24 protein-coding genes are annotated in these 24,031 nt (G+C 69.2%); 20 read left to right on the top strand and 4 right to left on the bottom strand.

The genetic code is table 11. From position 1 onward, the window contains the following. Window positions 1–472 (bottom strand): response regulator (locus D7Y11_RS12705; RefSeq protein ID WP_148139202.1); only part of this gene is annotated, 472 nt, incomplete at its 3' end. Window positions 473–499: 27 nt separating this feature from the next. Between D7Y11_RS12705 and D7Y11_RS12700 the strand changes: the two genes are divergently transcribed. Further along, window positions 500–889 (top strand): VOC family protein, encoded by a 390-nt coding sequence (locus D7Y11_RS12700; protein WP_120580650.1) that lies wholly within the window; start codon window positions 500–502, stop codon window positions 887–889. Window positions 890–930: 41 nt separating this feature from the next. Next, on the top strand, window positions 931–2,505 hold the full coding sequence (locus D7Y11_RS12695; protein ID WP_233607272.1) for a general secretion pathway protein GspE: 1,575 nt from the start codon (window positions 931–933) through the stop codon (window positions 2,503–2,505). Window position 2,506: 1 nt separating this feature from the next. On the opposite strand, the gene D7Y11_RS12690 is transcribed toward D7Y11_RS12695, so the two are convergent. Beyond that, window positions 2,507–3,466, bottom strand: a complete 960-nt coding sequence (locus tag D7Y11_RS12690; protein ID WP_126933825.1) for an alpha/beta fold hydrolase — start codon at window positions 3,464–3,466, stop codon at window positions 2,507–2,509. 514 nt (window positions 3,467–3,980) lie between these two features. Between D7Y11_RS12690 and D7Y11_RS12685 the strand changes: the two genes are divergently transcribed. Next, window positions 3,981–4,811, top strand: coding sequence for a hypothetical protein (locus D7Y11_RS12685; RefSeq protein WP_126933824.1), 831 nt, complete (start codon window positions 3,981–3,983; stop codon window positions 4,809–4,811). Here D7Y11_RS12685 and D7Y11_RS12680 read toward each other — a convergent pair. Then, window positions 4,804–5,724 carry a serine protease gene (locus tag D7Y11_RS12680; protein WP_126933823.1) on the bottom strand — a complete coding sequence of 307 codons (921 nt, stop codon included), beginning with the start codon at window positions 5,722–5,724 and terminating at the stop codon, window positions 4,804–4,806. The genes D7Y11_RS12685 and D7Y11_RS12680 overlap by 8 nt on opposite strands. A 421-nt stretch (window positions 5,725–6,145) precedes the next feature. On the opposite strand from D7Y11_RS12680, the gene D7Y11_RS12675 reads away from it, so the two are divergent. The 15 genes from D7Y11_RS12675 to D7Y11_RS12600 all read left to right on the top strand — a co-directional run bounded on the left by D7Y11_RS12675 (window position 6,146) and on the right by D7Y11_RS12600 (window position 20,904). Continuing rightward, window positions 6,146–7,147, top strand: a complete 1,002-nt coding sequence (locus D7Y11_RS12675) for a hypothetical protein (protein WP_126933822.1) — start codon at window positions 6,146–6,148, stop codon at window positions 7,145–7,147. Then, a complete protein-coding gene (locus tag D7Y11_RS12670; RefSeq protein ID WP_120579549.1) occupies window positions 7,140–7,871 on the top strand; it encodes a PIG-L deacetylase family protein in 732 nt (243 codons plus the stop codon). The genes D7Y11_RS12675 and D7Y11_RS12670 overlap by 8 nt, the downstream gene beginning before the upstream one ends. Next, on the top strand, window positions 7,868–9,781 hold the full coding sequence (locus D7Y11_RS12665; RefSeq protein ID WP_126933821.1) for a glycosyltransferase: 1,914 nt from the start codon (window positions 7,868–7,870) through the stop codon (window positions 9,779–9,781). Before D7Y11_RS12670 ends, D7Y11_RS12665 begins: the two co-directional genes overlap by 4 nt. Before the next feature lie 38 nt (window positions 9,782–9,819). Further along, window positions 9,820–10,923, top strand: a complete 1,104-nt coding sequence (locus tag D7Y11_RS12660) for a class I SAM-dependent methyltransferase (protein WP_120579551.1) — start codon at window positions 9,820–9,822, stop codon at window positions 10,921–10,923. A gap of 171 nt (window positions 10,924–11,094) precedes the next feature. Further along, window positions 11,095–11,775 carry a RedB protein gene (locus tag D7Y11_RS12655; protein ID WP_126933820.1) on the top strand — a complete coding sequence of 227 codons (681 nt, stop codon included), beginning with the start codon at window positions 11,095–11,097 and terminating at the stop codon, window positions 11,773–11,775. Continuing rightward, window positions 11,775–13,274, top strand: a complete 1,500-nt coding sequence (locus D7Y11_RS12650) for a methyl-accepting chemotaxis protein (RefSeq protein ID WP_120579553.1) — start codon at window positions 11,775–11,777, stop codon at window positions 13,272–13,274. Before D7Y11_RS12655 ends, D7Y11_RS12650 begins: the two co-directional genes overlap by 1 nt. A gap of 42 nt (window positions 13,275–13,316) precedes the next feature. After that, complete coding sequence (locus D7Y11_RS12645) at window positions 13,317–14,528, top strand: proprotein convertase P-domain-containing protein (RefSeq protein ID WP_126933819.1); 1,212 nt, start codon at window positions 13,317–13,319, stop codon at window positions 14,526–14,528. Between the two features lie 98 nt (window positions 14,529–14,626). After that, window positions 14,627–15,058, top strand: a complete 432-nt coding sequence (locus D7Y11_RS12640; RefSeq protein WP_126933818.1) for a MauE/DoxX family redox-associated membrane protein — start codon at window positions 14,627–14,629, stop codon at window positions 15,056–15,058. 334 nt (window positions 15,059–15,392) lie between these two features. Beyond that, window positions 15,393–16,916, top strand: coding sequence for a hypothetical protein (locus tag D7Y11_RS12630; RefSeq protein WP_126933817.1), 1,524 nt, complete (start codon window positions 15,393–15,395; stop codon window positions 16,914–16,916). A gap of 51 nt (window positions 16,917–16,967) precedes the next feature. Beyond that, window positions 16,968–17,432 (top strand): hypothetical protein, encoded by a 465-nt coding sequence (locus tag D7Y11_RS12625; RefSeq protein WP_126933816.1) that lies wholly within the window; start codon window positions 16,968–16,970, stop codon window positions 17,430–17,432. A gap of 4 nt (window positions 17,433–17,436) precedes the next feature. Then, window positions 17,437–18,051, top strand: coding sequence for a fimbrial protein (locus D7Y11_RS12620; RefSeq protein ID WP_158624511.1), 615 nt, complete (start codon window positions 17,437–17,439; stop codon window positions 18,049–18,051). 89 nt (window positions 18,052–18,140) lie between these two features. Beyond that, window positions 18,141–19,250, top strand: a complete 1,110-nt coding sequence (locus D7Y11_RS12615) for a tetratricopeptide repeat protein (RefSeq protein ID WP_126933815.1) — start codon at window positions 18,141–18,143, stop codon at window positions 19,248–19,250. Window positions 19,251–19,325: 75 nt separating this feature from the next. Beyond that, entirely contained in the window at window positions 19,326–19,952 is a 627-nt protein-coding gene (locus tag D7Y11_RS12610; RefSeq protein WP_126933814.1) for an SRPBCC family protein, read from the top strand. Further along, entirely contained in the window at window positions 19,952–20,281 is a 330-nt protein-coding gene (locus tag D7Y11_RS12605) for a helix-turn-helix transcriptional regulator (protein WP_014396181.1), read from the top strand. The genes D7Y11_RS12610 and D7Y11_RS12605 overlap by 1 nt, the downstream gene beginning before the upstream one ends. A 107-nt stretch (window positions 20,282–20,388) precedes the next feature. Next, window positions 20,389–20,904, top strand: coding sequence for an OmpA family protein (locus D7Y11_RS12600; protein WP_126933813.1), 516 nt, complete (start codon window positions 20,389–20,391; stop codon window positions 20,902–20,904). Window positions 20,905–20,954: 50 nt separating this feature from the next. Here the strand turns inward: D7Y11_RS12600 and D7Y11_RS12595 are convergent, their stop codons facing one another. Continuing rightward, entirely contained in the window at window positions 20,955–21,980 is a 1,026-nt protein-coding gene (locus D7Y11_RS12595; protein ID WP_126933812.1) for a methyltransferase, read from the bottom strand. A 75-nt stretch (window positions 21,981–22,055) separates the two neighbouring features. Here D7Y11_RS12595 and D7Y11_RS12590 point away from each other — a divergent pair, with 75 nt between their 5' ends. Further along, on the top strand, window positions 22,056–22,793 hold the full coding sequence (locus tag D7Y11_RS12590; RefSeq protein WP_126933811.1) for a class I SAM-dependent methyltransferase: 738 nt from the start codon (window positions 22,056–22,058) through the stop codon (window positions 22,791–22,793). Window positions 22,794–23,489: 696 nt separating this feature from the next. Beyond that, complete coding sequence (locus tag D7Y11_RS12585; protein WP_121753213.1) at window positions 23,490–23,984, top strand: hypothetical protein; 495 nt, start codon at window positions 23,490–23,492, stop codon at window positions 23,982–23,984. The last annotated feature ends 47 nt before the right edge of the window (window positions 23,985–24,031 follow it).

The raw sequence follows: 24,031 nt of genomic DNA, 5'->3' as shown, positions 1-24,031 counted from the left end.
GGGAGAGGACGGACTCGAGCGCGGGCTCATCCGCCGCGGGCGTCTCCTGGACCAGCTCCTCCAGGACGAGCAGGTCCACCTCATCGAGCAGCTCCCCGTGCGTCACGGGCGGCACGCCCGCGGCCTCCTCCAGCGCGTTGATCACGCCGTCCAGTTCGAAGGGCTTCTCGAAGAAGGCGCAGGCGCCGTGCACCTGCGTGGCTTCCCGGGCGAAGCGGTCGCCCTTGTACACACCGCTGACGGCGATGGCGGGGATGGCGTGCGCGCGCAGGGCTCCCAGCACCTCGCTGCCGCGGATGTCCGGCAGCAGCAGGTCCACCAGCGCGGCGTCGAAGCGCGAGTGGGGACCCAGGGCCTCCAGCGCGGATTCACCCGTGAAGACGGTGACCGCCTCATGGCCTCGGGTCTCCGCGACCGTGGCGATGAGGGAGGCGAGTTCCTGGTTGTCCTCCACGATGAGCAGTCGCGCCATGGGCCGGCAGACCCTACCATCAACCCCATGAAGGACGTTCAGGGCTTCCACCACGTGGCGATTCAAGCGAAGGACGTGGAGCGCGTGACGGCGTTCTATCGCGACCTGCTGGGCTTTCCGGAACTCAAGCGCCACCTGCGGGAGGACGGCACCCTGCGGAGCGTCTGGGTAGGCGTCCCAGGGGGCGCCTTCCTGGCCATCGAGGCGGTGGACGGGACGCCGGAGGTGGAGCCGTTCCGCCATCCGGCGCCGGGGCTGCTGATGCTCGTGTTCCGGATTGCCCGCGAGGCACGGGGTGGGGTGGTGGAGACCTTGGCCCGCGCGGGCGTGGCGCTGGAGCACGAGACGCGCTGGACGCTCTATGTGCGGGACCCGGAGGGCAACCGGGTGGGGCTGAGCCACCATCCAGACGACTAGGGGCGAGTGCCCGGCCGGGTGCTTGCGGAGGGTGACGGGGCATGGCTACAAGCGGCCCCATGCGCCTGGGTGAATTGCTCGTGAAGGACGGCCTCGTGTCGGCGGCGGGGCTGGAGGAGGCGCTGGAGTCCCAGGTGGTCCACGGCGGCCGGCTGGGGACGAACCTGGTGGAGCTGGGCCTCCTGTCCGAGCAGGACCTGTCCAAGGCGCTGGGTAGGCTTCACAACTGCGCCTACGCGTCCGGGGAGATGGTGCCCGACCCGAAGGCCGTGGCGCTGGTGAACCCCAACGATGCGGACGACAAGGAGTACCTGCCGATGCGGGCGGACGCGACGCGGTTGAGCGTCGCGGTGCTGAACCCGCATGACTTCACGACGTTGGACGCCATCGCGTTCAAGACGGGCAAGCGCGTGGTGCCGGTGGTCATCCCCGAGTTCCGGATGAACCAGCTGCTCCGTCGCCACGCGAAGGCGTTCCGGCAGCTGCGGGCCATCGACATGAACGCCGTCCGCCCGAGGCCCGCGAAGGGCGCGGCGGCGGCGGAGCTGGCGAAGGCGGCGGAGCGGCCGCCGGACCTGATGAGCGAGGAGGAGTTCCAGTCCGTCTACGCGCAGGCGCTGCGCGGTGGCTCGGATGCGGAAGCGGACGTGCTGGAGGGGGAGATCATCATCACCGGCGAGGAGGTGGTGGAGTCTCCAGTGGCCACGCCGCCCCAGGGCCGGCCCGCGATGCCGGCGCAGCCGCGTCCCGGAGCGGCCGCGCCGCCGCGAGTGGACATCCCCGCGCACGTCGCTCCGTCCGTCCCCGCGCAGGGAGTTCCCGCGCAGATGGCCCGTGCCGCCGCGAGTCCGGCGGGGCAGGGCGCGGCGAAGCAGGGAGTGCCCGCGCACATGACGGGTCAGCAGGGAGTGCCCGCGCACGTGGTGGGTCAGCCCGGAGCTCAGGCGGTGCCCGCGCATCTGGCGGGACAAGCCGGAGCGCGCGGTGTGCCCGCGCATGTGGCGGCCCAGGCGGGTGCGCAGGGAGTCCCCGCTCACGTCGCGGCCCAGGCCAGTGCGACGGGCGCGATGCCGCCGGGAGCCGCCGCGAGCCCGCCCGTGGCCGCGAAGCCGGTGGTTCCCCCTCCCACGCCGCTCACGTTCCCGGAGGCCCAGGCGGAGCTTGCACGCAGCTCGGACCGCGAGGACGTGGCCCGCACGGTGCTCCGCTTCGCGATGGGCAAGTGGCGCCGGTGCCTGCTGCTGTCCGTGCAGGGCAACCTCGTCACCGGCTGGCACGGCATGGGGCAGGGCGTGAGCGACGAAGGCGTCCGTCGCATCGGCGTGCCGCTGCGAGACCAGAGCACCTTCCGCCTCGTGCGCGACCTGCGCTCCCACTACGTCGGTCCAGTGAAGCGCGACGCGGCGATGGGCATGTTCTACCAATTGCTCGGTGGCGGGTTCCCCACCACGGCGGTCATCCTGCCGCTGCTCGTGCGCGGCAAGGTGGTCCACCTGCTCTACGTGGACAACGGAGCGGAGCAGTTCACCCCGCCGGACGTGGGCGAACTGCTCATCCTCTCCCAGGGCGTGGGCCGTTCGTACGAAGCGATGATGCGGCGTCGCAAGAGCGCGTAGCTCAATCGCCGCCGGTGGACCGTTCGGGTGTGTGCGCCAGCACGGGCATCGCATCCGGGCGGTCCCACAGGACGAAGTGGCTGCACCCGTCCAGCTCCACCACGTCGAGCCCTGGCTTCGCGCGCCCGGCGCTCTCGCGCATGGACGCGGACTCCAGCACCCGGTCCTTCCCCGGAACGAGCACCGTGCCGCGCCGCAGGTTGCCGAACAGGGATGCATCGCGCGCCTGGCTCCAGGCTTCGATGTCCCGCAGGTTGGCCATCATCGTCGCCACCCGCTTCGGGTTGAACGGGAAGGCCATGATGAGCTCACGCTTGCGAGCATTCTCCAGCGGCCCCCATGCGCCCCGGTTGTGCCGCGCGATGGGCGCGAGCCGCCACAGCGGGATGAGGAACGGCAGCAGCCAGAGCTGCGAGGGCGTCAGGCTCCGATAGGGGCGGGCCTGCGGGAGCACGGGCGCCTCCAGCACGACCTCCACCCGTTCGAACAGGTCCGGCCGCAGCTTCGCGGCCTCCAGGACCACGGCGCCTCCGCGCGAATGTCCATGGACGCGCACGACGTCCGTCCGGGGCAGGTGCTCCAGGGCCTGCACCAGCACCGCGGCGTCATGGGAGATGGTGCCCTCCGGTTCGGCCGGCACCTTCGCCCAGGGGGCGGGTTCCTCGCGAGGGTCGGTGATGGGCAGGTGGTAGTCGCAGCTCGTCAGCAGGATGAGCTGGAGGTCGGGCTCGCGGTAGTGGTGCGTGAAGTAGCGCATGTCCGCCACGAAGCCGTGCATGACGATGACCGTGGCGCGGGGCTGCTCGCAGCGCCGTTCGGCGATGACGGCCTTGCCCACCCGGTAGACATGTCCGTCGAAGGGCTCACTACCGCGGGGTGTGCCCACCCGGTGCATCAACCACCAGCGCGCGGTGAGCACCAGCACGGCGACACCAGCGAGGACTCCAAGAGCGACGGACATGCGTTCACCCACGGCAGGAAGGGCCCGTGACACGGCGCGCATCATAAGGACAGGACTCAGCGTTTCACGAGCAGGACCGGGTCGCGTGCGCCAGGCGCGGACGGCGCGTACCCTTGCCCAGGCGGGCTTGGAGCGCGTCAGGCCCCTTCGAGGCGGTGCGTCCCCAGCGCGCACTCGCGATGTGGAGCTTGCGATGAACGACGAGCCGGAAGAGCGCCTGACCTGTCCCCGCTGCGGAGGGAGCTTCGGGGATTCCACCCGTGAGCGTGGCATCGTCTTCACCCCCTGTCTTCGGTGTGACCAGGCCATGGCGGCTGCCTGCTGTGCGCCCATCCCTGGGACGGCGTCTGGGTGGCGCGTCCAGATTCCCTGGCGTGGGCCCGAACTGACGCTGAAAGAGGCGGCCTCCCTGCGGCAGATCCTCCCCGTCCACGCGAATGAGTCGATTCAGTGTGTGCGCGACCAATATCGAGGTCTGCCGGGGTGGACGGGGCGGAGACTCTCGCACCCGGAGATGCTCGAGCTCCGTGCGGCGGCGGAGGCCTGTGGGTTCAAGGTGATTGTGGAGGAGGAGGACAAGCACGTTCCCCGGCTGCACCTGCCTCCGCATCCCGCGACGTTCCATGGCGTCGAATTCAGCCCCTCGTTCTTCGAGAAGGGCGCGCTCGCCACGATCTTCCGCGAACCCCACGGCACCCTGGTGATTGCCAGCGAGAGCCTGCCCCTCCCGGAGTGTGTCCCCATTCCCCAGGAGCGAGGACGCCAGTTCCTCGATGAAGTCGCGAGCCTGGCCCCGTTGGAGATGACCGACTCGGACGTCATCGGGATGGATGGAATCAGCCTCTATTTCCGCCTCCGTCATTCGAGCGAAGAGCGCGGTTTCGTCGCGTGGAGCCCGGACGCCCACCGTGCGCCCCGGCATCATGCCCTGGTCCTGGCGCTCTTTCGGCTCGCGACCGAGCTGGCTCGCGAGGCCGGCAGCATCACGTTTCTGGAAGGCATCCACGGCTATCTGGAGGCGGGGCTCCCCGTGAAAGTCTTCGAGGAGACGCCTCGCCGAGTTCGTCTCTTCGGAAGGCTGTCGTCGTTGTCGTCCGAGACCCTGGACTCGCTCTTCGCGGCGACTCCCCCAGAGACACCGCTGTTGATGGATCTGACGGGCTTCGAGGGAATGGGGACGCTGCTCTATCCGCGCTTCGCCCGGTTTCACCAGCGTCCCGGGGGGACGGTGTGGTGGGTCAACCGCATCGCCGCTCGTCAGTTGAAGGAGGCGGGAATCCCCGAGGCGAGCCTCTACACGGACCTGGAGTTGGCGAGGGCAGCCCTTGCCGCGCGCCCTACCTGACGGTGCTGAGGCTCCGGATCTGCGTGTTGATCCACGGGATGTAATTGGAGACCCGCGTGTAGATGCCGGGCAGCCCTGCCCGCGCACAGCCCACCCCGAAGCTCACGATGCCCTGGAGCACGTAGCCTTGGGGGCCATTGACGACGAGCGGCCCGCCGCTGTCGCCCTGGCATGCGTCCTTGCCCCCTTGCTTGTACCCAGCCCCGAACATGGCATTTTCGTCGATGCTGATTCCTTGTGACCTGTAGCTATTGGCGACGTCCTGATGCCTGAGGACGGGGACGCCCACCTGCAGCAGGATGCTTGACGTGTCGTAACCCCCCTCGCGTGTCAGTCCCCAGCCCGCGACCGTCGCCATCGTGTTGTCCGCGACGCGCGCCCCGGAGGAGGGGAGGCAGACAGGGACGCGCGTGTTGCCGCCCGCGAGCGTGGGGGCGAGGTTGGGGCGCATGCCCGAGGACTGGCCGCAAGCCCTGGCGACGGTCGTGTCGAACTTGATGGGCTTGTCGAGCTTGAGGACGGCGATGTCGTTCAGCGTCGTGTCCGGATTGTACTGCGGGTGGTAGACGGCCTTCGTCACCCGGGCTGTCACTTGCGTGGACGTGGGGTTGTACAGGTCATGCGCCCCGGCGACCGCAGTGGCGTTGGCGAGACCGTCATAGACGCAATGGGCCGCGGTGATGACGATGTCGCTCTCCTCCTTGTCGCCCACTCGCACCAGGCTGCCCCCGCAGAAATGGCTGCCGTACTGCTGCAGGCTGACGATCCAGGGGTGGGAGTTCGGCCGGGCCTCGATGCCTCCCACGATCTCCTGGTCCGTGTGACCCACTGTCTCGAAGGGGGCCTGCTCGGCCTCCGGACCACCGCACCCGAGAAGACCGACCGCGACGACGACTCCGCTCATGAAGCGCATGCATTCTCCTGGAACAAGTGCGGAGGGAGACAGCAAGCGACATGCCGCGCTCATGCGCCGTGGTTGTCCGGACGAGACGCGCACCTGGACGCGCGACGGAGCGTCATCTTCGTCGCCGTGTGACACGTCAGCGGAGCTGCATGACGCGTCAGCCGTGCCGGGCGGTGAACCCGCACGCGGCCGGAGCGAGTGATGATCAGACGTCTCGCATGCGGAGGCAGGACAGGAATTAGACGCGAGCCCTGGGCCCCCCGTTCACGGAGCGCGACCCTCGCACGCGTAAATGACGGCGCGTGTGTGCCGGGCAACCTGGGAGGTGACTGGGTTTGAGAGGCATTGGACCCGGGTCCGGGTCCGGGTGGATCCACGCATGTCAGACGCCACCCGTAACCTGCGACACGTTCCAGCCTGAATCCCACCCATGACGACCCGACATCCCATGCCCGCCACCGCGCCACGGACACCGGCACCGTCCCTGCCACCCAGACCCTTCACCTCCGCGCGGGACGGCCTCGTGCGCCGTCAGCCCCAGCGCTTCGCGGGCATCCGGCCGCTCAAGCTGGAGGACTTCGTGTCCGGGACGCCGCGCCAGCGGGAGTCCTTCGCGCGGCGCCTGGTCACCCAGCTGTCGGAGCGCGGCTTCTTCTACCTGGAGCGACCCACGGCCTTCCTGGAGCGGCACGCCCTGGCGGGTCTGTTCGAGCGCTACGAGGCAACCTTCCAGCACGCGCTGCTGGCGCATCCGTACCTGCACGCGCTGCTGCCCGCGGCCTCGGTGTTCGAGACGGGCTACAACGCCACCTGGTACCCGGAGTCGCCGGTGGTGCGGCAGCCCATCGAGGCCTTCATGGCCAAGCCCGCGACGTGGACGGTCTTCCGCCGCCGCGTGGTGCCGGAGCCGGTGCGGGAGCTCCTGGAGGCCTCGGAGGATGCGTACGACGCCTGTCACGCCGTGGGCGTCGTGCTGCTGGAGGCGCTGGAGCTGGGCTACGGCCTGCGCGCCGGGGGGCTCACGCGGCTGTTCCGCCGCCGCACGGAAGGGGCGGTGCGGTTCGTGAAGTACCACGCGCCCAGCACCGCGCGGCGCAGGCGGGACGTGGTGGCGCACGCGTCGGAGCCGCACTCGGACAAGAGCTTCTTCACCTTCAACCTGGGCGAGTCCCGGCCGGGGCTGGTGTGGCTGGACGGGAACACGCCGCGCCTCATGCCCAACGACGAAGGGCACTGGCTCATCACCTCCGGCCGCTTCTCCGAAGGGCTGACGCGCGAGCTGGACGCGCCGGTGCGGGCGTTCCGGCACACGGTGCACAACGACGGTGAGCGCGTGGTCGTCCTGGGCTTCGTGACGCCCGAGGGCGACCTGCACGACCTGCCGCTGGACGCGTGGCCCGCGCCGCCGCTCGCGGGAGGCGCCCGTGGCTGAGCGCGCGCGCAATGGAAGGAACGAGGGGCCGGAGCACGTCTTCTTCTCCCCGCATCCGGACGACGTGGCGCTGGGGGCGTACGCGAGCCTGCTCGACGTGCCCCGGGGCATCGTGCCCACGCTCGTCACGGTCTTCTCCCAGAGCTGCTGGGAGTTCGTGCTGCCGGTGGACCCGTCGCGGGCCATGTCGGTGACGTCGCTGCGGATGGGCGAGGACCGGAGATTCGCCCGGGCGCACGGGTTGGACCTGGTGCACCTGGGCTTCCGCGACACCAGCCTGCGCGCGCCACCGGGCGGCCCCGTGGAGTCGGAGGAGGCGCGGTCGGCGCTGGCCTCGCGCGTGCTGCTGGCGCTGGACGAGGTGCTGGCGACCGTGTCCCAGGACGCGGTCTGCTACGTGCCCCTGGGCATCTCCAGCCACGCGGACCACTTGATGGTGCGCGACGCGGTGCGGGCCCTGCGCGGCGAGCGCAACGTCGTCTACTACGAGGACCTGCCGTACTCCGCGCACCACCCGGAGGATGAAATCGTCGACTACGCGTGGGCGCTCGGGCTGTCGCCCCGGTGCCTGGACGTGACGACGCTGTGGTCCGCGAAGCTGCGCGGGCTGTCCTTCTACGCGAGCCAGCTGGAGCCCCAGACGCTGCCCGCGGTGGAGTCTCACGCGCGGCGGCTGGGCGCGGGCCGGGGAATGGCCGAGCGCGTGTGGACGGTGGCGCCATGAGCACGCGGGAGCCCTGGGCGGAGGGGGAGATGCTGGTGCACCTCTCCTATGAGGCCACGCGCACGCTGGGCGGGATGGGCGTGGTGCTGGAGCACCTGTTGTCCGCGCCCGAGTACCGGCAGGCCTTCCCGCGCACGCTGCTGGTGAGCCCCACGGTGCGGCCGTGCGGCCTGGGGAGCTACGCGCCGGAGGAGTCGCTGGCGCGCGACCTGGAGACGCACGGCGAGGTGTTCTACAGCGGCCTGCGCCGGGACAACCCGGAGCGGTGGGCGCGCGTCTTCCGGCCGGTGGAGGAGCAGCACGACGTGTCGTTCGTCTACGGGCGGCGCGACGCTCCGGGCGGTCCGGTGGAGGTGCTGCTCGTGGACCTCACGGACGTGCTCCGGGGCTACCGGGTGAGGATGGGCACGCTGCCGAAGTTCCTCGCGCGGCTGCACACGCTGCTCGGGGTGGACCTCCCGTTCGACTGCCGGGGGCCGCGGCCGGCGGCGTGGCGGGGGCTGTCACGCGTGTGGCGAGAGCGCTTCGGCACGCGGCTGGGCGCGGCGCCCTGGGTCAACCGCCTGTTCCGCAAGGCGGTCCGGCACGGCCTCCTGGACGCGCCCGCGTTGGACCACGACGCGATGCTGGCCATCGTGCTCGCGGAGCCCGTCTTCGACGCGCTGGAGCGGCTGCGCCCGAAGGACGGGGCGGGGACCGTCATCCTGGCGCAGGAGCACCTGTCGCTGCCGCTCGCGTACAAGGCGCTGCTCGACGGGCGGCGCTGGTGCCGCACCGTGTACTACGCGGGCGAGGTGCGCACGCCCCGCGTGCTCGTGGAGTACGGCGAGGCAGGGCAGGGCGCGTCCGACGCGCGCTTCTACAACATCCAGCGGCTGGGGCTGGAGCAGGGGAAGACGCTGGACCAGGTGTACCCCGTGAGCACCTGGCCCAACTTTCAAATCCTGCGCAACGGCCACCTGTGTGACCGCGTGGGCGCGGTGAGCGCGTCCGTGGCGGACGAGCTGCGGTTCCTGGATGTGCGTTATGCGCTCCAGCCGGTGACGGTGGTGCCCCACGGGCACCGGCCCATCGAGACGGGCTGGGACGCGAAGGAGGCCGCGCGCGCGAAGGTGCTGGCCCATGCGCGCAAGTCGTGGGGGAAGGACTTCCGCCTGCTGCTCACGCACATCGCGCGGGACGAGGTCTGCAAGGGACTCTGGCGCGACGTGGACGTGTGCGAGCACCTGGCCACGCTGCTGCCACCGGAGCGCAAGCCCGCGCTGCTGATGATGGTGACGGAGTGGAACGAGGCGGAGCCGTCCGACAACCTACGCGCCCTGAAGGCACGGGTGGACGCGTTCAACGCGAAGGACACGGGCCTGCACATCGCGCTGGTGAACCAGCCCACGTGGCCCGCGGGCCTGGACTTCACGCGGGACGACCTGCACCGCGCCACGGACGTGTCCCTGGGGCAGTCGCTGTACGAGTCCTATGGCCTGGCGCAGCTGGAGGCCCTGGGCTGCGGCGCCATCTGCGTCATCTCTGGAGCCAGCGGCGCCCGGCGTGCGCTGAAGGCGGTGTGCGAGCGGCAGGGGCTGTCGGAGGCCGCGCATCCGAACCTCGTGGTGTCGGACCCGGTGGCGGATGCTCGGGTCGCGGGCCTGGCGCACTCGATGGAGACCTGGAAGGCGCTGCCCGCCAGCGTCCTGAGAGAGCAGGAACTGCGCACCGCCGAGCGCGTGGCGGAGGAGGTGGTGCGGCGGCTTCCGCGTGATGCGCACGAAGGCCGCCTCCTGCTCGCTACGGGCTGGGCGCTGTCGGAGCGGCTGCACTGGGAGCCGCTCATCCGCGAGCAGCTGCTGCCGCTGCTCCGCTTCCCGAAGGAGGCGGCGCAGGACGTGTCCGACTGGAGCGCGGCCCATGGCTGAGCCCCTGGCGGAATCCCTTTCAATGTGGAGCGCGGAACATGGCTGAGAACGAGCAGGCCCCGGCGCTCATCGTCGTGGCACACCCGGAGGATGTGGTCCGGTTGTTCAGCACGGTGGCGCCGGGGGCGGACGTCGCGGTGGTGACGGAGGACGGGAGCGCGGGCCGGGAGCTGGAGGCCGTGGGCCGGGCCCTGGGCGCGAGGAGCACGCACCTCCTGCTGTCCCCGTCGGAGGTGGGGCCGTGGTGCCGCGAGCAGCGCTCCCGGGGCGACGTCCGCGTCTTCACGCACAGCCCGCAGGAGGACGCCCCGCTGCACCGCGAGGTGGCGCTGCTCGTCAGCCGCGTCTTCGAGCGACTGTGGGTCCCCGCGACGGGCGCCAGGCCCACCGCCTGCACGGTGCTGGACGACGCGGCCTTCCAGCGGAAGCTGGGCCTGCTCAACGCGCTCTACCGGGAGCGTCCGGACGGAGCCCGCGCGGGCGCCTGCACGGATCCCGTGCGTGACGGGCCCGGCATCGAGGCCTTCGCGGAGGTGCGGGCCGCGGACGTGGTGCGCGCCCTTTCCCTCACGAAGCCGGAGATCTTCTCCGAGCTCGCGGACCCCTGGGGCTTTGCCCAATCCACCTACGAGGGGGAGCGCTTCGCCCTCACCGCGAAGGTGCTCGGGACGCTGCGCGACGCGGGCGCGCCCCGGCGCGTGGTGGACGTGGGCGCCTGCGAGGGGCTCATGACCGAGCACCTGCTGACGCTCTTCCCGGAGGCGAACGTCCGCGCCGTGGAGTCCGAGCCCCGCTTCGTCACGCGCCTGCGCGAGCGGCTGGGCAGCCACGCGCGTGTGCGGATCGTCGAGGCCAGCGCGGAGGACGTGGCGCTGGAGGCGGACCTGGTGCTGCTCGCGGAGGTGCTCTACTACCTGTCCGAGGACGCCGGCCGCGACCTGCTGAACCGGCTGCGCGCGTCCCACCTGCTCACGTCCTATGGCGGAGGCTTCGGCGCCCAGGTGCACGCCGCGCTCGCCACGCGCGGTTGGAGGTGCGTCCAGTCCGCGACGCTTCCGGGCCGCATCGAGCCGGTGGACGGCGCCGCGAGCCCGCTGCTCGTGCGCCGTGCAGGGACCGAAATCCGGCTCTGGGAACGGTGATAACAAGAATTCAGGGATAGAAGTCCGGGCTTGCCCGCAAGGAAGGCGGGCTTCTCTCCCGGAAGAGGCTGACGACCGGGCTTGTCGTTGTTCCCGGGCTGGGGAGTGTATGGACTTGGTTGCTTGAATACGCGTTGCCATTGGCACGGGAATTCTTCAGCATGACCATGCATGTCCGCCCCGGTTGTCTCGCAGGGCCCCGCGGATGCCCCGGCCCGGGCGTCCCATGACGAGGGCCTGAAACACAGTGCGCTCCGGCGCCGGGCGCTGCCGTGGTTGGTGGGCGGCTGGCTCGTGGCGAGCGTGCTGGGGCTGGGGCTCATGGGGGCGAAGGCGAATGTCGCGGGGCTCGCGGCCACGCCCCCTGGCCGGTTGCCGGAGCGATTCACCCGGGCGCCGGGCATGTGGACGTTGCTCGTCTTCCTCCACCCGCGGTGCCCGTGTTCCCGCGCGACGCTGTCGGAGCTGGCGAAGCTCCTGGACCGGCACGGCGCGCGGCTCTCCACGCACGTGTTCGTCTGGGCGCCGCGTGAAGCCCCGCCGGGCTTCGAGCGCTCGGAGTTGTGGACGCGCGCCGTGGCCCTGCCAGGGGTGGAGGTGGTGGCGGACGTGGACGGGCAGGTGGCGCACGAGCTGGGCGCGCGCACCTCGGGACAGCTGGTCCTCTTCTCGCCGGACGGAGTGGAGCGCTTCGCCGGCGGCATCACCCCCTCGCGAGGCCACGAAGGTGACAGCGAGGGGGGCGGTGCCATCCGGGACCTTCTGGACGCGGAGGCCTCCAGCCCCTCCACCGCGCCTGTTTTTGGCTGTGCCCTCGAAACACCGCTCACGCCCGCGGGTGATGACACGTGATGAGAATCCAGCTGTCCGAATCGGTCGTGTCCGAGCGTGCGCGCCAGCTGTTCGATGCGCAGTGTCTGTCATTGGGCCGGCGGACGGACCGGACCTTCGTGGTCCTGATGGCGTTGCAGTGGCTGGGCGGCATCGCGGCGGCGGTGTACCTGTCGCCCCGGGCCTGGGAGGGGTTGCAGAGCACGGTCCACTCCCACGTGGTGGCCGCGGTGGGGCTGGGCCTGCTCCTGGGCGGCCTTCCGGTGGTGCTCGCGCTCACGCGGCCCGGCCTCGAGTCCACACGGCACGTCATCGCGGTGGGGCAGGCGCTGATGTCCGGGCTGCTCATCCACCTGATGGGCGGCCGCATCGAGACGCACTTCCACATCTTCGGCTCGCTGGCGCTGCTCTCCATCTACCGGGACTGGAAGGTGCTGCTCACCTTCAGCGGCGTGGTGGCGGCGGACCACCTCCTGCGCGGCCTGCTCTGGCCGGAGTCCATCTTCGGCATGCACGCCCGCGAGTCCTGGCGGTGGATGGAGCACACCGCGTGGGTGGCGTTCGAGGACATCTTCCTCATCGCCTCCTGCGTGCAGGGCCGGCGCGACCTCCGGGAGTCCGCGCGGCGCGAGGCGCAGCTGGAGCTGTCCCGGACCGCGGTGGAGGAGCAGGTCGTCCGGCCGCTGATGGGCTCCGCGGACGCGCTGCGCGACTCCGTGCGGACGCTGACGGAGTCCACCGGCGAGCAGCGCCACGAGCTCTCCCGCCAGGCCCGCGCGCTGGAGGAGACGCGGGTGACGGCGGAGGAGATCCGTCAGACGTCGCTGGTCGCCTCGGAGCAGGCGGCCCGGGTGCTGAATGCCACGCAGCAGGCCGGGGACGTGGGCGCGGCGGTGGAGGAGGCCATCGGCCGGAGCGTGGAGGGACTGGCGGACCTGCGCGCGCAGACGGAGGACCTCTCCGCGCGCATCCAGGAGCTCGCGGCGTACACCGAGCGGATCGCCGGCATCACCCGGACCGTGCAGGACCTGGCGGACCAGTCCAACGTGCTCGCCATCAACGCGGCCATCGAGGCGGCGAGGGCCGGAGAGGTGGGCCGGGGCTTCGCGGTGGTGGCGCGGGAGATCCGGGGCCTGGCCACCCAGTCCGTCACGGCCACGCAGCAGGTGCGCGCGGTGCTGGATGACACGCGCTCCCGAATCCAGGGGGTGGTGGACCTCACCCGCCAGGGTGGCGAGCGCATGGGCCGGGGCATCGAGACCATCCGCGCCTCCGGCGAACGGCTGGGCATGCTGTCCGGGCTGGTGAATGGCAACGTGGACGCCGTCCGCCAGATTTCGGCGTCGGTGAGCCAGCAGTCGGCGGGCGTGGCACAAATCTTCACCGCCGTGTCGGACCTGACGGCGCTGATGCAGGCCTCGGTGGCCCGCGTGGAGGCCACCCACGCGGCGGCGGACCGCCTCCAGCAGGTCACCGACCAGGTCCACGGCGTCATCGCCCTGTATCAAGAGAGAACCTGAACGGTCACCGACACGCGGCCTTTCTTGGAGTACATGGACGCCATGAACTCCAGACTCCGTCGTTTTCTGTCGTTTTCCTCGGTCCCCCTCCTCCTGAGCTGCGGCGCTGCCGCGGTGTCGGACACGCCGGCCGAAGCGCTGGCGGTGCAGACGCAGGAGCTGGCCACGGGCACGCCCGCGGGCATCGGGGTGGTGATGTTCCTCAACGAGTACGCCCTGACCTTCAATGTGCTGGACACGCAGGTGCCGCTCAACGCGCTGGCGGCGCAGAGCATCATCAACTACCGCTTCGGGCCGGACGGCATCTCGCACACGGCGGATGACAAGCGCTTCGTCTCCATCGAGCAGGTGGACGCGCTGCCCCAGGTGGGGCCCGCGGCGCTGGCGGCGCTGGAGGCGTACGCCCGGGGCACGGGCCGGGTGGAGCTGCCGGTGGACGGCTGGGTGGGCACGTACCAGGGCGTGTCGTTCAACGTCGCGGAGGCGCGCCGGGTCCTGGCGGTGGTGAACACGCAGTCGCTGACGGCGCTGCAGTCCACGTACAACGTGCCCTCGGCGGCGGCGAACGCGATGGTGGCGGCGCGGCCCTTCTACGACATCCTGAAGCTGGGCCGGCTGCCGGCCGTGAACACGGTGGCGCTCCAGAACCTCAAGGCGGCCACGCAGCTGGGCGAGGAAGGCGACCCGTGCACGGGCGTGGGGACGTGCGGGACGAACCTCCACTGCGAGGGCAAGCCGTATGACGGCTCCAGCCTCTACGGTCGCTGTGTGACGACGCTGGCCATCCCGGGCGACCACGAGTCGTGCTCGCGCTTCGTGCCGTGTCAGGAGGGGCTGGCGTGCCACGGCCTGGACTCGGGCGCGACGGAGGGCTGGTGCCGTCCGGCGTGGATGTCGGGCGAGTTCACGGCGTACGCGGACCTGACGCTGCAGGGCAACACGACGCCGCTGACGGCGACGCAGGCGGTGGTGGGCCTGGCGACGGTGCCGGAGGACATCACGGTGGAGCTGGACCTGGCGCACAACAACCCGTCCAAGCTGGTGCTCACGCTGGAGGATCCGGGCGGTGAGACGGCGCTCCTGTGGGACGGCCCCAACGAGGGCACGCCGCCCAAGCGCATCCCGGTGACGCGCGGCATCCCCCGCGACGGCACCATCAACGGCCTGTGGAAGCTGCACATCGTCAACCCGTCGGGCGTGGGCAACGGCAAGCTGCGCGAGTGGAAGCTGAAGCTCACCAGCCGCTGGGACTGACGCGCATCCTTCGAGTCCATCGAAGAATGATTTGACGCCCGCGAGCCTTGTCCTCGCGGGCGTTCAGAGGGACACGGGAAGCCTCTGGAGGTTTCCCGATGCCCGCGCCCTCGCAGCCTGTCGACAACGCACGCCTCGCGCACGCCCTGGCCCGGGTGGGCCTGGGGATGAACATCGCGCTCCACGGCCTCTTCCGCCTGCCGCAGCTCACGGCGTTCGCGGTGGGCATGCGCGACTCCTTCGACAAGAGCCCGCTGCCGCCCTCGTGGGTGTACGCGGTGAGCCTGGCCATCCCGGTGGCGGAGGCGGTGGTGGGACTCCTGCTGCTCGTGGGCGTGGAGGTGCGTCGGGTGCTCGTGGCGGGGACGCTGCTGATGATGTTGCTCATTGGAGGCGCCTGCTCCGCGCAGAACTGGAACGCGGCGAGCATCCAGATGACCTACCTGGGCTTCTACGTCGTCCTCCTCGCCGCCGTGCAATACGACCACCTCTCCGTGGATGAGTGGCGGCGGGCCCGCGGCGCGGAGTAGGGCTGTGCTATCACTGAGAGTCCCTCCAACCGGGAGCCTTTCGTGAAAGCACGTCTGTTGATGGTGTTCGCGTCGGTGTCGTTGGGATTGCTTGCCGCGTGCGGCAGCGTGGACATGGATTCCACGTCGCTGGCGCGGAGCGAATCCGCGCTCGGGTCAGAATGTCCCTGTGGTGGCGTGGGCCCGTGGAACTGTCTGGCAGCCTGACGTGCGGGGATTACCTCTGCGAGGCCCACGAGATGGGCTGGTGCTTGGACTGCGGCCCCATCTGCACGGGGCCGAACTGCCCGCAGGTGCCGCAGGATCCGTAGCCACGGGGGCAGGCCAAAGAACCATGCAACACATCCATCGTCGTTACGGGCCCGCCGCGGCCCTGTCGCTGGCGGGATTGCTGGCGTTCGCGGGTTGTGAGCCAGAGGCCCGCGAGCCCGCCGCGGTTCCTCGTGAGGCCCTCGCTGCCACCGCGGCTCCACTGACCCTCGGACTTGGAGGCGACACCTCCTGCATCTGGGGAAGCCCGGACTGCAACCTGTGCAGCCCTGATGTGCCGCTGCGCTTCCAGGAGTTGAGGGATCACGGCGAGGTGCTCGGCTTCCATCCCGGGCCGTTCAACCTCAACGTGGCCTATCCGGGCAGCAATCACTGGCAAGGCATCCAGCGCCTGTCGACCCGCTCGGGACGCCTCCTCGTCCTGTCCAAGCGGGATGACGCCCCCGGGGGCAACGTGGGGCACCTGGTGCACATGGCCACCCGTAATGGGGAGGGTGGTCGCTTCCGCTCCAACCGGCTGAGCCCCTCCATCAAGAAGCCCGAGGACACCTCTCCGCCGGGCGCGGACGCCGCGGTGGCGGCGCTGCCAGTGCTGGACGGCTACCGCCACGGCGGCGGCATGCAGGCGGTGGGCAGCATCCTGGCGCTGCCCATGGAGCAGGGGCCCGGTCTGGGGCGCATCGCGCTCTATGATTACAACCCATCCCTGACGCCGAGCCCGTTTGCCTTTGTCCACGGTGAAACGGCGACCGCGGGCACGGCCTCGTTCACGAAGCTGTCGGACGGGCATTTCCTGCTCCTGCTCGGGCAGGTGGACGCGAACACGCTGGAGGTCTTCCGCTCCTCGGAGGCCGACCTCCACTCCGCGACCAACCAGTGGGTGCGCGTCGACACGTGGCGGAAGTCGGAGCTGCCGGACGGGCAGTGGGGCGCCTTCCAGAACCTCAACTTCGTGACGGACTGCAATGACTCTCAGCTCTACCTGGTGGGCACCCGGCTGGGGGGCCTGCGCTGGGGCGCGGTGAGTGACGACTACGCGCACCTATACCGGGTGCACCTGGACGGCCACATGCGCCTGGAGCACGTCGCCTCCAAGCACCTGTATTGCAGCAACGATGGCTCACGGCAGTGCAACCTGGACGCCGCCGCGGGTCTCTTCGTGGGGCCCGACCGCGGCCTCATCCTCTACGGCACCGAGCACGCGGATGACGGTCCCGGTTCGACGGTGAAGATGGTGGAGTTCCGCGGCATCTGGGCGGACACCCGCTGCCGCACGGACATCTGGCACGCCTACGTCGACTTCTACGACGACTCCAACTTCAGCGACCGGGGCGTCATCTTCGACTTCGAGGACCAGGGCCTGAAGAACTGGGCGCGCTTCGACGACGTCGACAGGTTCAACGACAAGACCTCGTCGGTCCGCTGGTGCATTCCGCCGGGCTACCGGGTGCGGCTCTACGACGACTCGAATTACAAGGGCAGCTACAGGGACCTCGTGGGCGACGGCACGCTCCACGAAGCCAACCTGAACAGCAAGGCCTGGGGCTTCAACGACAAGGTGTCCTCCGCGCGCTGGCTGAATGAGTGACGCGGAGGGCGGCTGGCGGTGCGGTGCGGGGAGGTGTTATCGCAGGGAGTCATGCGATCTCGCCTCTCGCTGCTCGTCCCACTGCTGCTCTGCGCGTGTGCAAGCGGTCCGTCACCGCGCGCGGAGGAACCCGGCGAGGAGCGCCTGCCGCCAAGGAGCCCCATGAATCCGGATGCCCCGTCCCTCAAGCGTGGTGAGGCACTGTTGCGCCATGGCACTGGCAGCGACGTGGTCCTGCCGGCCGAGCCGGTCCCCACTGCCCAGGAGCTCGGAGCCCTCGCGGGGTTCGGCCAGACCTGGACGTCGTGCTCGGCCCGAGCGTCGGTCTACCTGTTCGACAGCTACGGTGACGCGACCACGGCGGATGCGCGGCTGAGGAAACAGGTGCCCGAAGGGAAGCACGGCGCCGTGACGGTCAACGGAGACTGGCTGATATGGGCCACCGCCGATGCGACGGACGAGGCCGGCCGCGACGTCATCGAGCGGGTGGTCTCCGCCTTCGCGGGCGAGGAGTGAGGCCGTGAATCAGGACGCAGGGACCCGCACGGGTGAGGAGAGTCGCTCCCGCCGGAAGTGGGTCTTCATCGTCCTTGGCGTGATGGCCTGTTCGTGTCTGGGCGTGGTGGTTGTCAACACGGTCCGCAACTTCGTGCGCTTCGGACAGCGCGCCCGCGCGGCGGAGTGCAAGTCGAACCTGAAGGCCTGGTACGCGCTCCAGCGGCGGCACTTCCAGGACACGAAGACCTACGAGCCGGTCTTCGCGAAGGTGGGCTTCGCGCCCGAGCGGGGCAACCGCTACGCATACTTCGCGGGCCGGGGACCGATGGAGGTTCGCGACCAGGAGCGGAGCGAGGCCCCTGAAGGCGCGGTGTCCATCGGTGCGGACACCTATCGGTTCACCTACCTGCGCCCCATCGACGTGGAGGCGCTTCATCCGTCATTGAGGGCCCGGCTTGGTGTCTCCGGCACGTGCCCCACGTGCGAAATCACCCTGGCGTGCGTGGGGAACACCGACGACGACGCGACCCTGGATGTCTGGGTCCTCTCCACCGGACCGCTGGACCTCCAGGACGCGGACGGAGACCCCGTCGAGCCCGGTGTCCCCGTGCAGCTTGTGGACGACACGAAGGACTGATCATGCGCGAACCATGATGAAGGCATGAGGGGCGGGTGACGCGGAGCGGAGGGGCAGGCGTACGATGCTCACGCCCAGAAAGGCGGACCATGCATCGCTCCTTCCTCTTCTTGCTGCTGCCGCTCACCTTCGGCTGTGCCACGACGCCCGCCACCCCTCGCGCCGCCGCGCCCGTGCAGGCGGCCCCCGCGGAGAAGAAGGGCCTGCTTTCGCTGCCGGAGATCCTCCAACGCATGGAGGCTTCGCCCGTGAAGTACGAGCTGGGCGAGAAGGACTCCCCGCCGGATGGATGGGCTGACACGCTCTGGCCCCAGCGGATACCTCCGCTGCCCTATGCGCGAGTCGTGAGGGAAGGGGGCTCGGCCACCCTCGCGCCGCCACACGAGACCCCCGAGTCAGAGCGCCTGCTCGCGGAGGCCGAGCCGCACTTCAAGGACAACCGCTTCGACGAAGCCGCGAAGTTCTACGCGCGCGCCACCGAGGCCTGTCCGACGTGTGCGAACGCCTGGATCTTCCGAGGCGACGCGGCGCTCTTCGCCGCCAGGCCAGAGGAGGCGCTCGGCTACTACCGCAAGGCCGCCGAGCTCAACCCCGACGACTATCGCGGGCACTTCTTCATGGGGCACGCGTTGTCGCGGCTGGGGCGGCGTGCCGAGGCCCGCGAGGCCTTCGCCTCCGCGCTGGTACTCAACCCGCGCCTGCCCACGCTGCGCACGCTGCTCAAGAAGTATCCCGGGTTCGGGCTCGTCATCACGCCAGACGTGGTGGTGCCGCGCGGCATGGCCGAGCGAACGGAGACCGGCGTGGCGGCGAGGTACGACGGTCACTACGGCACCGCGTGGCTCGCGTTCGCGGCGTGCAAGGCGCTGTGGCTGGGGGAGCCCTCGCATCGCAAGGAGATGACGGGCAGCGACAGTGACACCCAATTCACCTCCACCGAGGAGCTCGAGTGCCTGGGCGCCGCGCTCACGGGCTACGAGGTCGCGAAGGAACAGAAGGACGCGGACACGGACACGACGATTCCAGACAAGGGCCTGGAGCGCCTGGAGCGCATCGTCGAGGCCGGGATGGTCGACATGGTCGTGCTCTTCGAGCTCGCCTCGCGCGTCCATCCGCAAGCGACGTTGACGATGAGCGATGACGCGCGCCAACGGCTGCGCGCCTACATCCTCGAGTTCGTCCTGCTGGAGCGCGACTGAAGCCCTGGAGTCATATTAGATTTGACTAATATGAGTGCGGACTGTAGTGACTCCGTGAACGGAGGAGGTCCACACATGCTTCACCAGCTCATTGGCGCCCAGTTCCGCACCTGCGTCGAACGTGACTACGAAGGCAAGCCGGCCCACGTGGTCGTCGCGCAGCGCGTGTACCCCACGCACATCGAGGACCTGTGGGACGCGGTCACCAACGCCGAGCGCATCCCGCGTTGGTTCGCGCCCGTCGAGGGGCAGCTGCAGAAGGGCGGCCGCTATCAGATCAAGGGGAACGCGGGCGGGACCATCACCCGGTGCGACAAGCCCTCGGCGTTCGATCTGACCTGGGAGATGAACGGCGGGATGAGCTGGGTCACCATCCGCCTGGCGTCGGAAGGGAAGGGCACGCGGCTGACGCTCGAGCACATCGTGCACTCGGCGGATGTGGAGCAGTTCTGGAGCCAGTTCGGTCCTGGCGCCACGGGCGTGGGCTGGGATTTGAGCTTCCTGGGCCTGGGCATGTACCTGGAGACGGGCAAGGACGTGGCCGCGGAAGCCGCCGCGTCCTGGGGGACTTCCGACGAGGCGAAGACCTTCATGCGCGCGAGCGCCCAGGCCTGGGCCGACGCACACGTGGCGGGCGGAGAGGCGCCGGACGTGGCACGCGGGATGGCCGAGCGCACGGCCGCGTTCTATACAGGGGGCTGATGCACGCCTTCGACGTCCTCGGCGATCCGGTCCGCCGCCGCATCCTGGAGCTGCTCGCGGAAGGCGAGCACGCTTCGGGCGAGGTCGTGGACGTGATCCAGCGTGAGTTCGGCATCACGCAGTCCGCTGTCTCGCAGCACCTGAAGGTCCTGCGGGACAACGGCTTCGCGACGGTGCGGGTGGATGGCGCCCGGCGTCTGTACGCCGTGGACGCCGCGCCGCTGGCGGAGGTGGACGCCTGGCTGGACCGCTTCCGTGCGTTCTGGACGCCGAAGCTGGACGCCCTGGCTACAGAAGTCGCGCGGGGAAAGAAAAAGAGGGGCGAGTAGGCGGCAGGCGTCCCCACGGCCCACGCCGTGTCACTGGACGCGGCGCGCTGCCCTCGGCAGCGTCTGGCTCCGGCTCCCTTCCCCCTGGAGCCCAAGGAGTCCCAAGGATGAAGCTCAAGGCGCTCTGCATCGCCGTATCGCTGCTGGCCGTCCCGGGCGTGGCCACCGCGCAAGGCGCGCTGGATTCGCTCAAGAAGGCCGCGGGCGACGCCGGCAAGTCCACCGTGGAGAAGCGCGTCAACACGAAGCTCACGGACGAGGGCCGCAAGAACCAGTGCAGCTTCAAGACGGGCACCGCCGAGCTGGCCCCCGGCTGCGACGCGAAGCTCAAGAAGCTCACCAACGCCCTCGTGGACGCGAAGAAGCAGCTCGTGGCCGCCGGTGTCAAAAGCTACAAGTTCGAGGTCTCCGGCCACACCGACTCGACGGGTGACGCCGCGAAGAACAAGGCGCTCAGCGAGCAGCGCGCGGAGGCCATCGTCAAGGAGCTCGTCGCGCGAGGCATCCCCCGCGGCGAAATCACCGCCGTGGGCTTCGGCTCAGAGCGCATGCTGGTGAAGCCGGACAACACCGAGGCGAAGAAGGCGCAGAACCGCCGCTACGAGCTCCAGGTCCGGCTGTAATCCGTCTCACCGTGTGACAGAGGGCGGCGGTCGTGGCGCCGCCCCCTCACTCAGGCCTTCACCACCTCGAGGATGCTGGTCCCGCTCTGGGTGGGGATGAGGCGCTGGACCTTCCAGCCGGTCGCGCTGAGCAGTGCCTGGAACTCGTTGTAGGTGCGCTCGCGCCCATTGGCGACCACCAGCATGTTGAGGTCCATCAGGTGGGTGATGTCGGGCGTCCGGTTGTCCGGAATCACCATCTCCACCACGAAGAGCCGGGCCGAGGAGGGAGCGGCCTCATGGAGCCGGCGCAGGAGGGTGGAGCAGGCGTCATCCTCCCAGTCGTGGAGGATGTGCTTGAGCAGGTAGGCCTCGGCTGCCGGCATGCCGGGCTCGAAGAAGTTCCCGGTCACCACGTCCACCCGGCTGGCGATGCCCCGGGACTCCAGGACGGGCTTCGCGCTTTCGGCGACCTGGGGCAGCTCGAAGAGGATGCCCCGGCAGGAGGGATGGGCGCGCAGCACCTGCGCCAGGAGGTCTCCGTGGCTGCCTCCAATGTCCGCCACGCGGGCGAAGGGGGAGAAGTCGACGTGCCGGGCCACCTGGCTGGCCACCATCTCGGACCAGTCCCCCATGGACCGGGCGAAGTGCTCCGCCTCGTCGGGGTTCTTGGCGAAGTGGGCCCAGATGTCGGAGCCCAGCGCGGCCTCGATGGGAGACTTCCCGGTGCGAATCGCCTCGGGGAGGCGCCCCCAGGGCAGCCAATGTGACGGGCTGGCCTGGATGATGGCCAGCTCCCTCAGTGAGCCCGGGACGTTCGAGCACAGCCCCTCGCCCATCGGCGTCAGGGCGAAGGTCCGCTCGGCGAAGGCCACGAAGATGCCCGTGGCGAGGCCGGCGCGCATCAGCCGGAACAAGGCGTCTGGATGGACGCCCAGCTGGGTCGCCAGCGAATCACTGTCGCGGGCCCCTTCCTCGAGCAGGTCCGCGATTCCCAGGCGGGCCACGGTGCCAATGACCTGGGTGCGCCAGTAGCTGGTGATGGCCAGGTGGAGCTGCTGCGTGGGGGACGGACTCTCGCCAGGCATGTTTTCCATGGCGCGAGTCTAACGCCGGGATCCCCGGAGTAGGCTCTTTCCGTGGAAGGCGGATGCCAGGAAAGGTCGTGTGGAATGTCGGCGCAATACGATGACATTGGCGTGAAGGTGGCGGACTGGGATGTCCTCCCGGTGCGTTCGGAGTACATCGAAGGTCACACCTTCTTCAAAGCGCTCGGCTCCGTGAAGGGGCAGTCCGTCCTGGACCTGGCCTGTGGTGACGGGCTGTACACGCGGCAGTTCCAGGCGAGGGGAGCGCAGCGGGTGGCCGGCGTGGACATCTCGGAGGAGATGATTCGCGCAGCCCGGCAGCACGAATCAGCCCAGCCCCTGGGAATCGAGTACCACGTGTCGGACGTCGCCGACATGGCGCCACTGGGTGTCTTTGATTGCGTGACGGCCGTCTATCTCCTGCACTACGCTAACTCGCCCGAACACCTGCTGCGCATGTGCCGGAACATCCACGCCCACCTGAAGCCCGGGGGCCGCTTCGTCACCTACACCTTCAACCCCGGGTTCAGCGCGAAGGGGCCGAACAGCACGCGCTATGGCATCACGATGTTGGACTTCCCGGAGTCACCCAGGGAGGGGCAGGGCATCTCCGCGCAGCTGCACACGAAGACGCCCTTCACCATCCACTTCTCCCACTGGAGCCGGGACACCTACGAAAGCGCGCTGCGCGAGGCGGGCTTTCACAACCTCACCTGGATGCGCCCGGAATGCTCCCCCGAGGGCATTGCAAGGTACGGCCAGGAGTTCTGGCTGGACTACCTGGACAACCCGCACGCGGTCGCGCTGCGCTGCGAGCGGTGAGCTTTCCCCTATCCTTGGGGCGCCTGATTCACGCCTCGGCTGAACCCTTTCACGCGACAACTACCTTGACGCTCACCGGAACCCACTCCGGCCTGAGCCGTTTCCCCGCCCTTGCGTCATGGGGGCGCAACTAGAACTCTCTTCATTCTATGATTCTCCGTGGAACCAGAAAAGGCGACATGCGCTCCGTCCGGATGGTGAAGCAGTTATGTGGGACCTAATCGCAGCTAGACCAGCCCGAGCGCACTTCACCTCGCACCTGGCGGTCGCAGCACTATTGCTTTCCTTCGGTTGTACTTCCGCCAATTCTCATAGAACAGGCCGGACGACGTTTGCCTTGGCGCAAGCTGAGTGCAACCAGAGCGACTCTACTATTTCCTGTTGCCTCAAGAGACATCCGTACAGCCCTGAAAGTTGCGGAGCTGAAGCGCCTGTAAGACCGCCTCAACCGCCCATTCTCCTCCCGCCGCCGGGGGCTACGGGCCCCTCCAGGGCAGAAGAGTTACCAACACCAGCAGAGAGAGAACGCTGGCGATCAGAAATATGCGAGCCGCACTACAACAAGTGTGTAGACAAAGGAGGCGGAACAACGCCCGGCCGCGTCCACAACGAGACGCAATGTAAAGCCTGTTACGAATACTGCACGCGCAGAGGTTTTTGGCCCAGCTCTGCCAACGGGAAAAGGTGTCCAGGAGGATGAAGAACCGCCAGCCGCAGAAGACAGAACGCGAGCCCATTGGTGCACTGGAGAGCGGTAGGCTTCACCTCTCTTTGTCAAAGGCGACCTTCGCGGAGTTCGAACGCACATTTCTGGAACACCAGCGAGCATGGCTGCGCAAGGCGAAGACGCCGAAGGAGCAGCTTGTCATCAAGCGAAGGACGGCTGAAGACATTCTACTGGGCGCTTACGGGCGCGAGTGCACCTGGGCTGAATTCAGTCGCGCGTTGCGTCGCACCGAAAAAATGGGCTACGACAATCCAGGAAGGCGAGCACACATTGCGTGCTTGTTTGCATTGACCGTCAAGCAGTTTCCCAGCCAGTCCGAGAGGGCGCGGCGGAAGCTGGATGAAGCAGAGAGACACCTGCTCTTCCTGCGCAAAGCGCACCCTGTGCGGAAGGAAAACCTAAAAGACATTCAACGCATCCGGCGGATGGCCGGATGGGAGACAAGTGCTCCACAGGCGCGCTAGCACCTTGATGAAGAACCGGTGTTCCGACCACCAGTCGAAATGACCGC

Origin of the sequence: Corallococcus sp. AB018, assembly GCF_003986945.1 — a bacterium.
Lineage (GTDB): Bacteria > Myxococcota > Myxococcia > Myxococcales > Myxococcaceae > Corallococcus > Corallococcus exiguus.
The sequence above is the reverse complement of the archived record's forward strand: the minus strand, read 5'-3'. Positions and strand labels throughout refer to the sequence as shown.

What these genes read in the sequence shown, in the direction of transcription:
- D7Y11_RS12640 (WP_126933818.1), top strand. Translation starts at nt 14,627, where the DNA reads ATGCCCGCGCCCTCGCAGCCTGTCGACAACGCACGCCTCGCGCACGCC.
- D7Y11_RS12695 (WP_233607272.1), top strand. Translation starts at nt 931, where the DNA reads ATGGCTACAAGCGGCCCCATGCGCCTGGGTGAATTGCTCGTGAAGGAC.
- D7Y11_RS12665 (WP_126933821.1), top strand. Translation starts at nt 7,868, where the DNA reads ATGAGCACGCGGGAGCCCTGGGCGGAGGGGGAGATGCTGGTGCACCTC.
- D7Y11_RS12685 (WP_126933824.1), top strand. Translation starts at nt 3,981, where the DNA reads ATGCTCGAGCTCCGTGCGGCGGCGGAGGCCTGTGGGTTCAAGGTGATT.
- D7Y11_RS12700 (WP_120580650.1), top strand. Translation starts at nt 500, where the DNA reads ATGAAGGACGTTCAGGGCTTCCACCACGTGGCGATTCAAGCGAAGGAC.
- D7Y11_RS12655 (WP_126933820.1), top strand. Translation starts at nt 11,095, where the DNA reads ATGTCCGCCCCGGTTGTCTCGCAGGGCCCCGCGGATGCCCCGGCCCGG.
- D7Y11_RS12690 (WP_126933825.1), bottom strand. Translation starts at nt 3,466, where the DNA reads ATGTCCGTCGCTCTTGGAGTCCTCGCTGGTGTCGCCGTGCTGGTGCTC.
- D7Y11_RS12645 (WP_126933819.1), top strand. Translation starts at nt 13,317, where the DNA reads ATGAACTCCAGACTCCGTCGTTTTCTGTCGTTTTCCTCGGTCCCCCTC.
- D7Y11_RS12615 (WP_126933815.1), top strand. Translation starts at nt 18,141, where the DNA reads ATGCATCGCTCCTTCCTCTTCTTGCTGCTGCCGCTCACCTTCGGCTGT.
- D7Y11_RS12625 (WP_126933816.1), top strand. Translation starts at nt 16,968, where the DNA reads ATGCGATCTCGCCTCTCGCTGCTCGTCCCACTGCTGCTCTGCGCGTGT.
- D7Y11_RS12605 (WP_014396181.1), top strand. Translation starts at nt 19,952, where the DNA reads ATGCACGCCTTCGACGTCCTCGGCGATCCGGTCCGCCGCCGCATCCTG.
- D7Y11_RS12585 (WP_121753213.1), top strand. Translation starts at nt 23,490, where the DNA reads ATGAAGAACCGCCAGCCGCAGAAGACAGAACGCGAGCCCATTGGTGCA.
- D7Y11_RS12650 (WP_120579553.1), top strand. Translation starts at nt 11,775, where the DNA reads ATGAGAATCCAGCTGTCCGAATCGGTCGTGTCCGAGCGTGCGCGCCAG.
- D7Y11_RS12600 (WP_126933813.1), top strand. Translation starts at nt 20,389, where the DNA reads ATGAAGCTCAAGGCGCTCTGCATCGCCGTATCGCTGCTGGCCGTCCCG.
- D7Y11_RS12590 (WP_126933811.1), top strand. Translation starts at nt 22,056, where the DNA reads ATGTCGGCGCAATACGATGACATTGGCGTGAAGGTGGCGGACTGGGAT.
- D7Y11_RS12680 (WP_126933823.1), bottom strand. Translation starts at nt 5,724, where the DNA reads ATGCGCTTCATGAGCGGAGTCGTCGTCGCGGTCGGTCTTCTCGGGTGC.
- D7Y11_RS12660 (WP_120579551.1), top strand. Translation starts at nt 9,820, where the DNA reads ATGGCTGAGAACGAGCAGGCCCCGGCGCTCATCGTCGTGGCACACCCG.
- D7Y11_RS12675 (WP_126933822.1), top strand. Translation starts at nt 6,146, where the DNA reads ATGACGACCCGACATCCCATGCCCGCCACCGCGCCACGGACACCGGCA.
- D7Y11_RS12595 (WP_126933812.1), bottom strand. Translation starts at nt 21,980, where the DNA reads ATGGAAAACATGCCTGGCGAGAGTCCGTCCCCCACGCAGCAGCTCCAC.
- D7Y11_RS12610 (WP_126933814.1), top strand. Translation starts at nt 19,326, where the DNA reads ATGCTTCACCAGCTCATTGGCGCCCAGTTCCGCACCTGCGTCGAACGT.
- D7Y11_RS12630 (WP_126933817.1), top strand. Translation starts at nt 15,393, where the DNA reads ATGCAACACATCCATCGTCGTTACGGGCCCGCCGCGGCCCTGTCGCTG.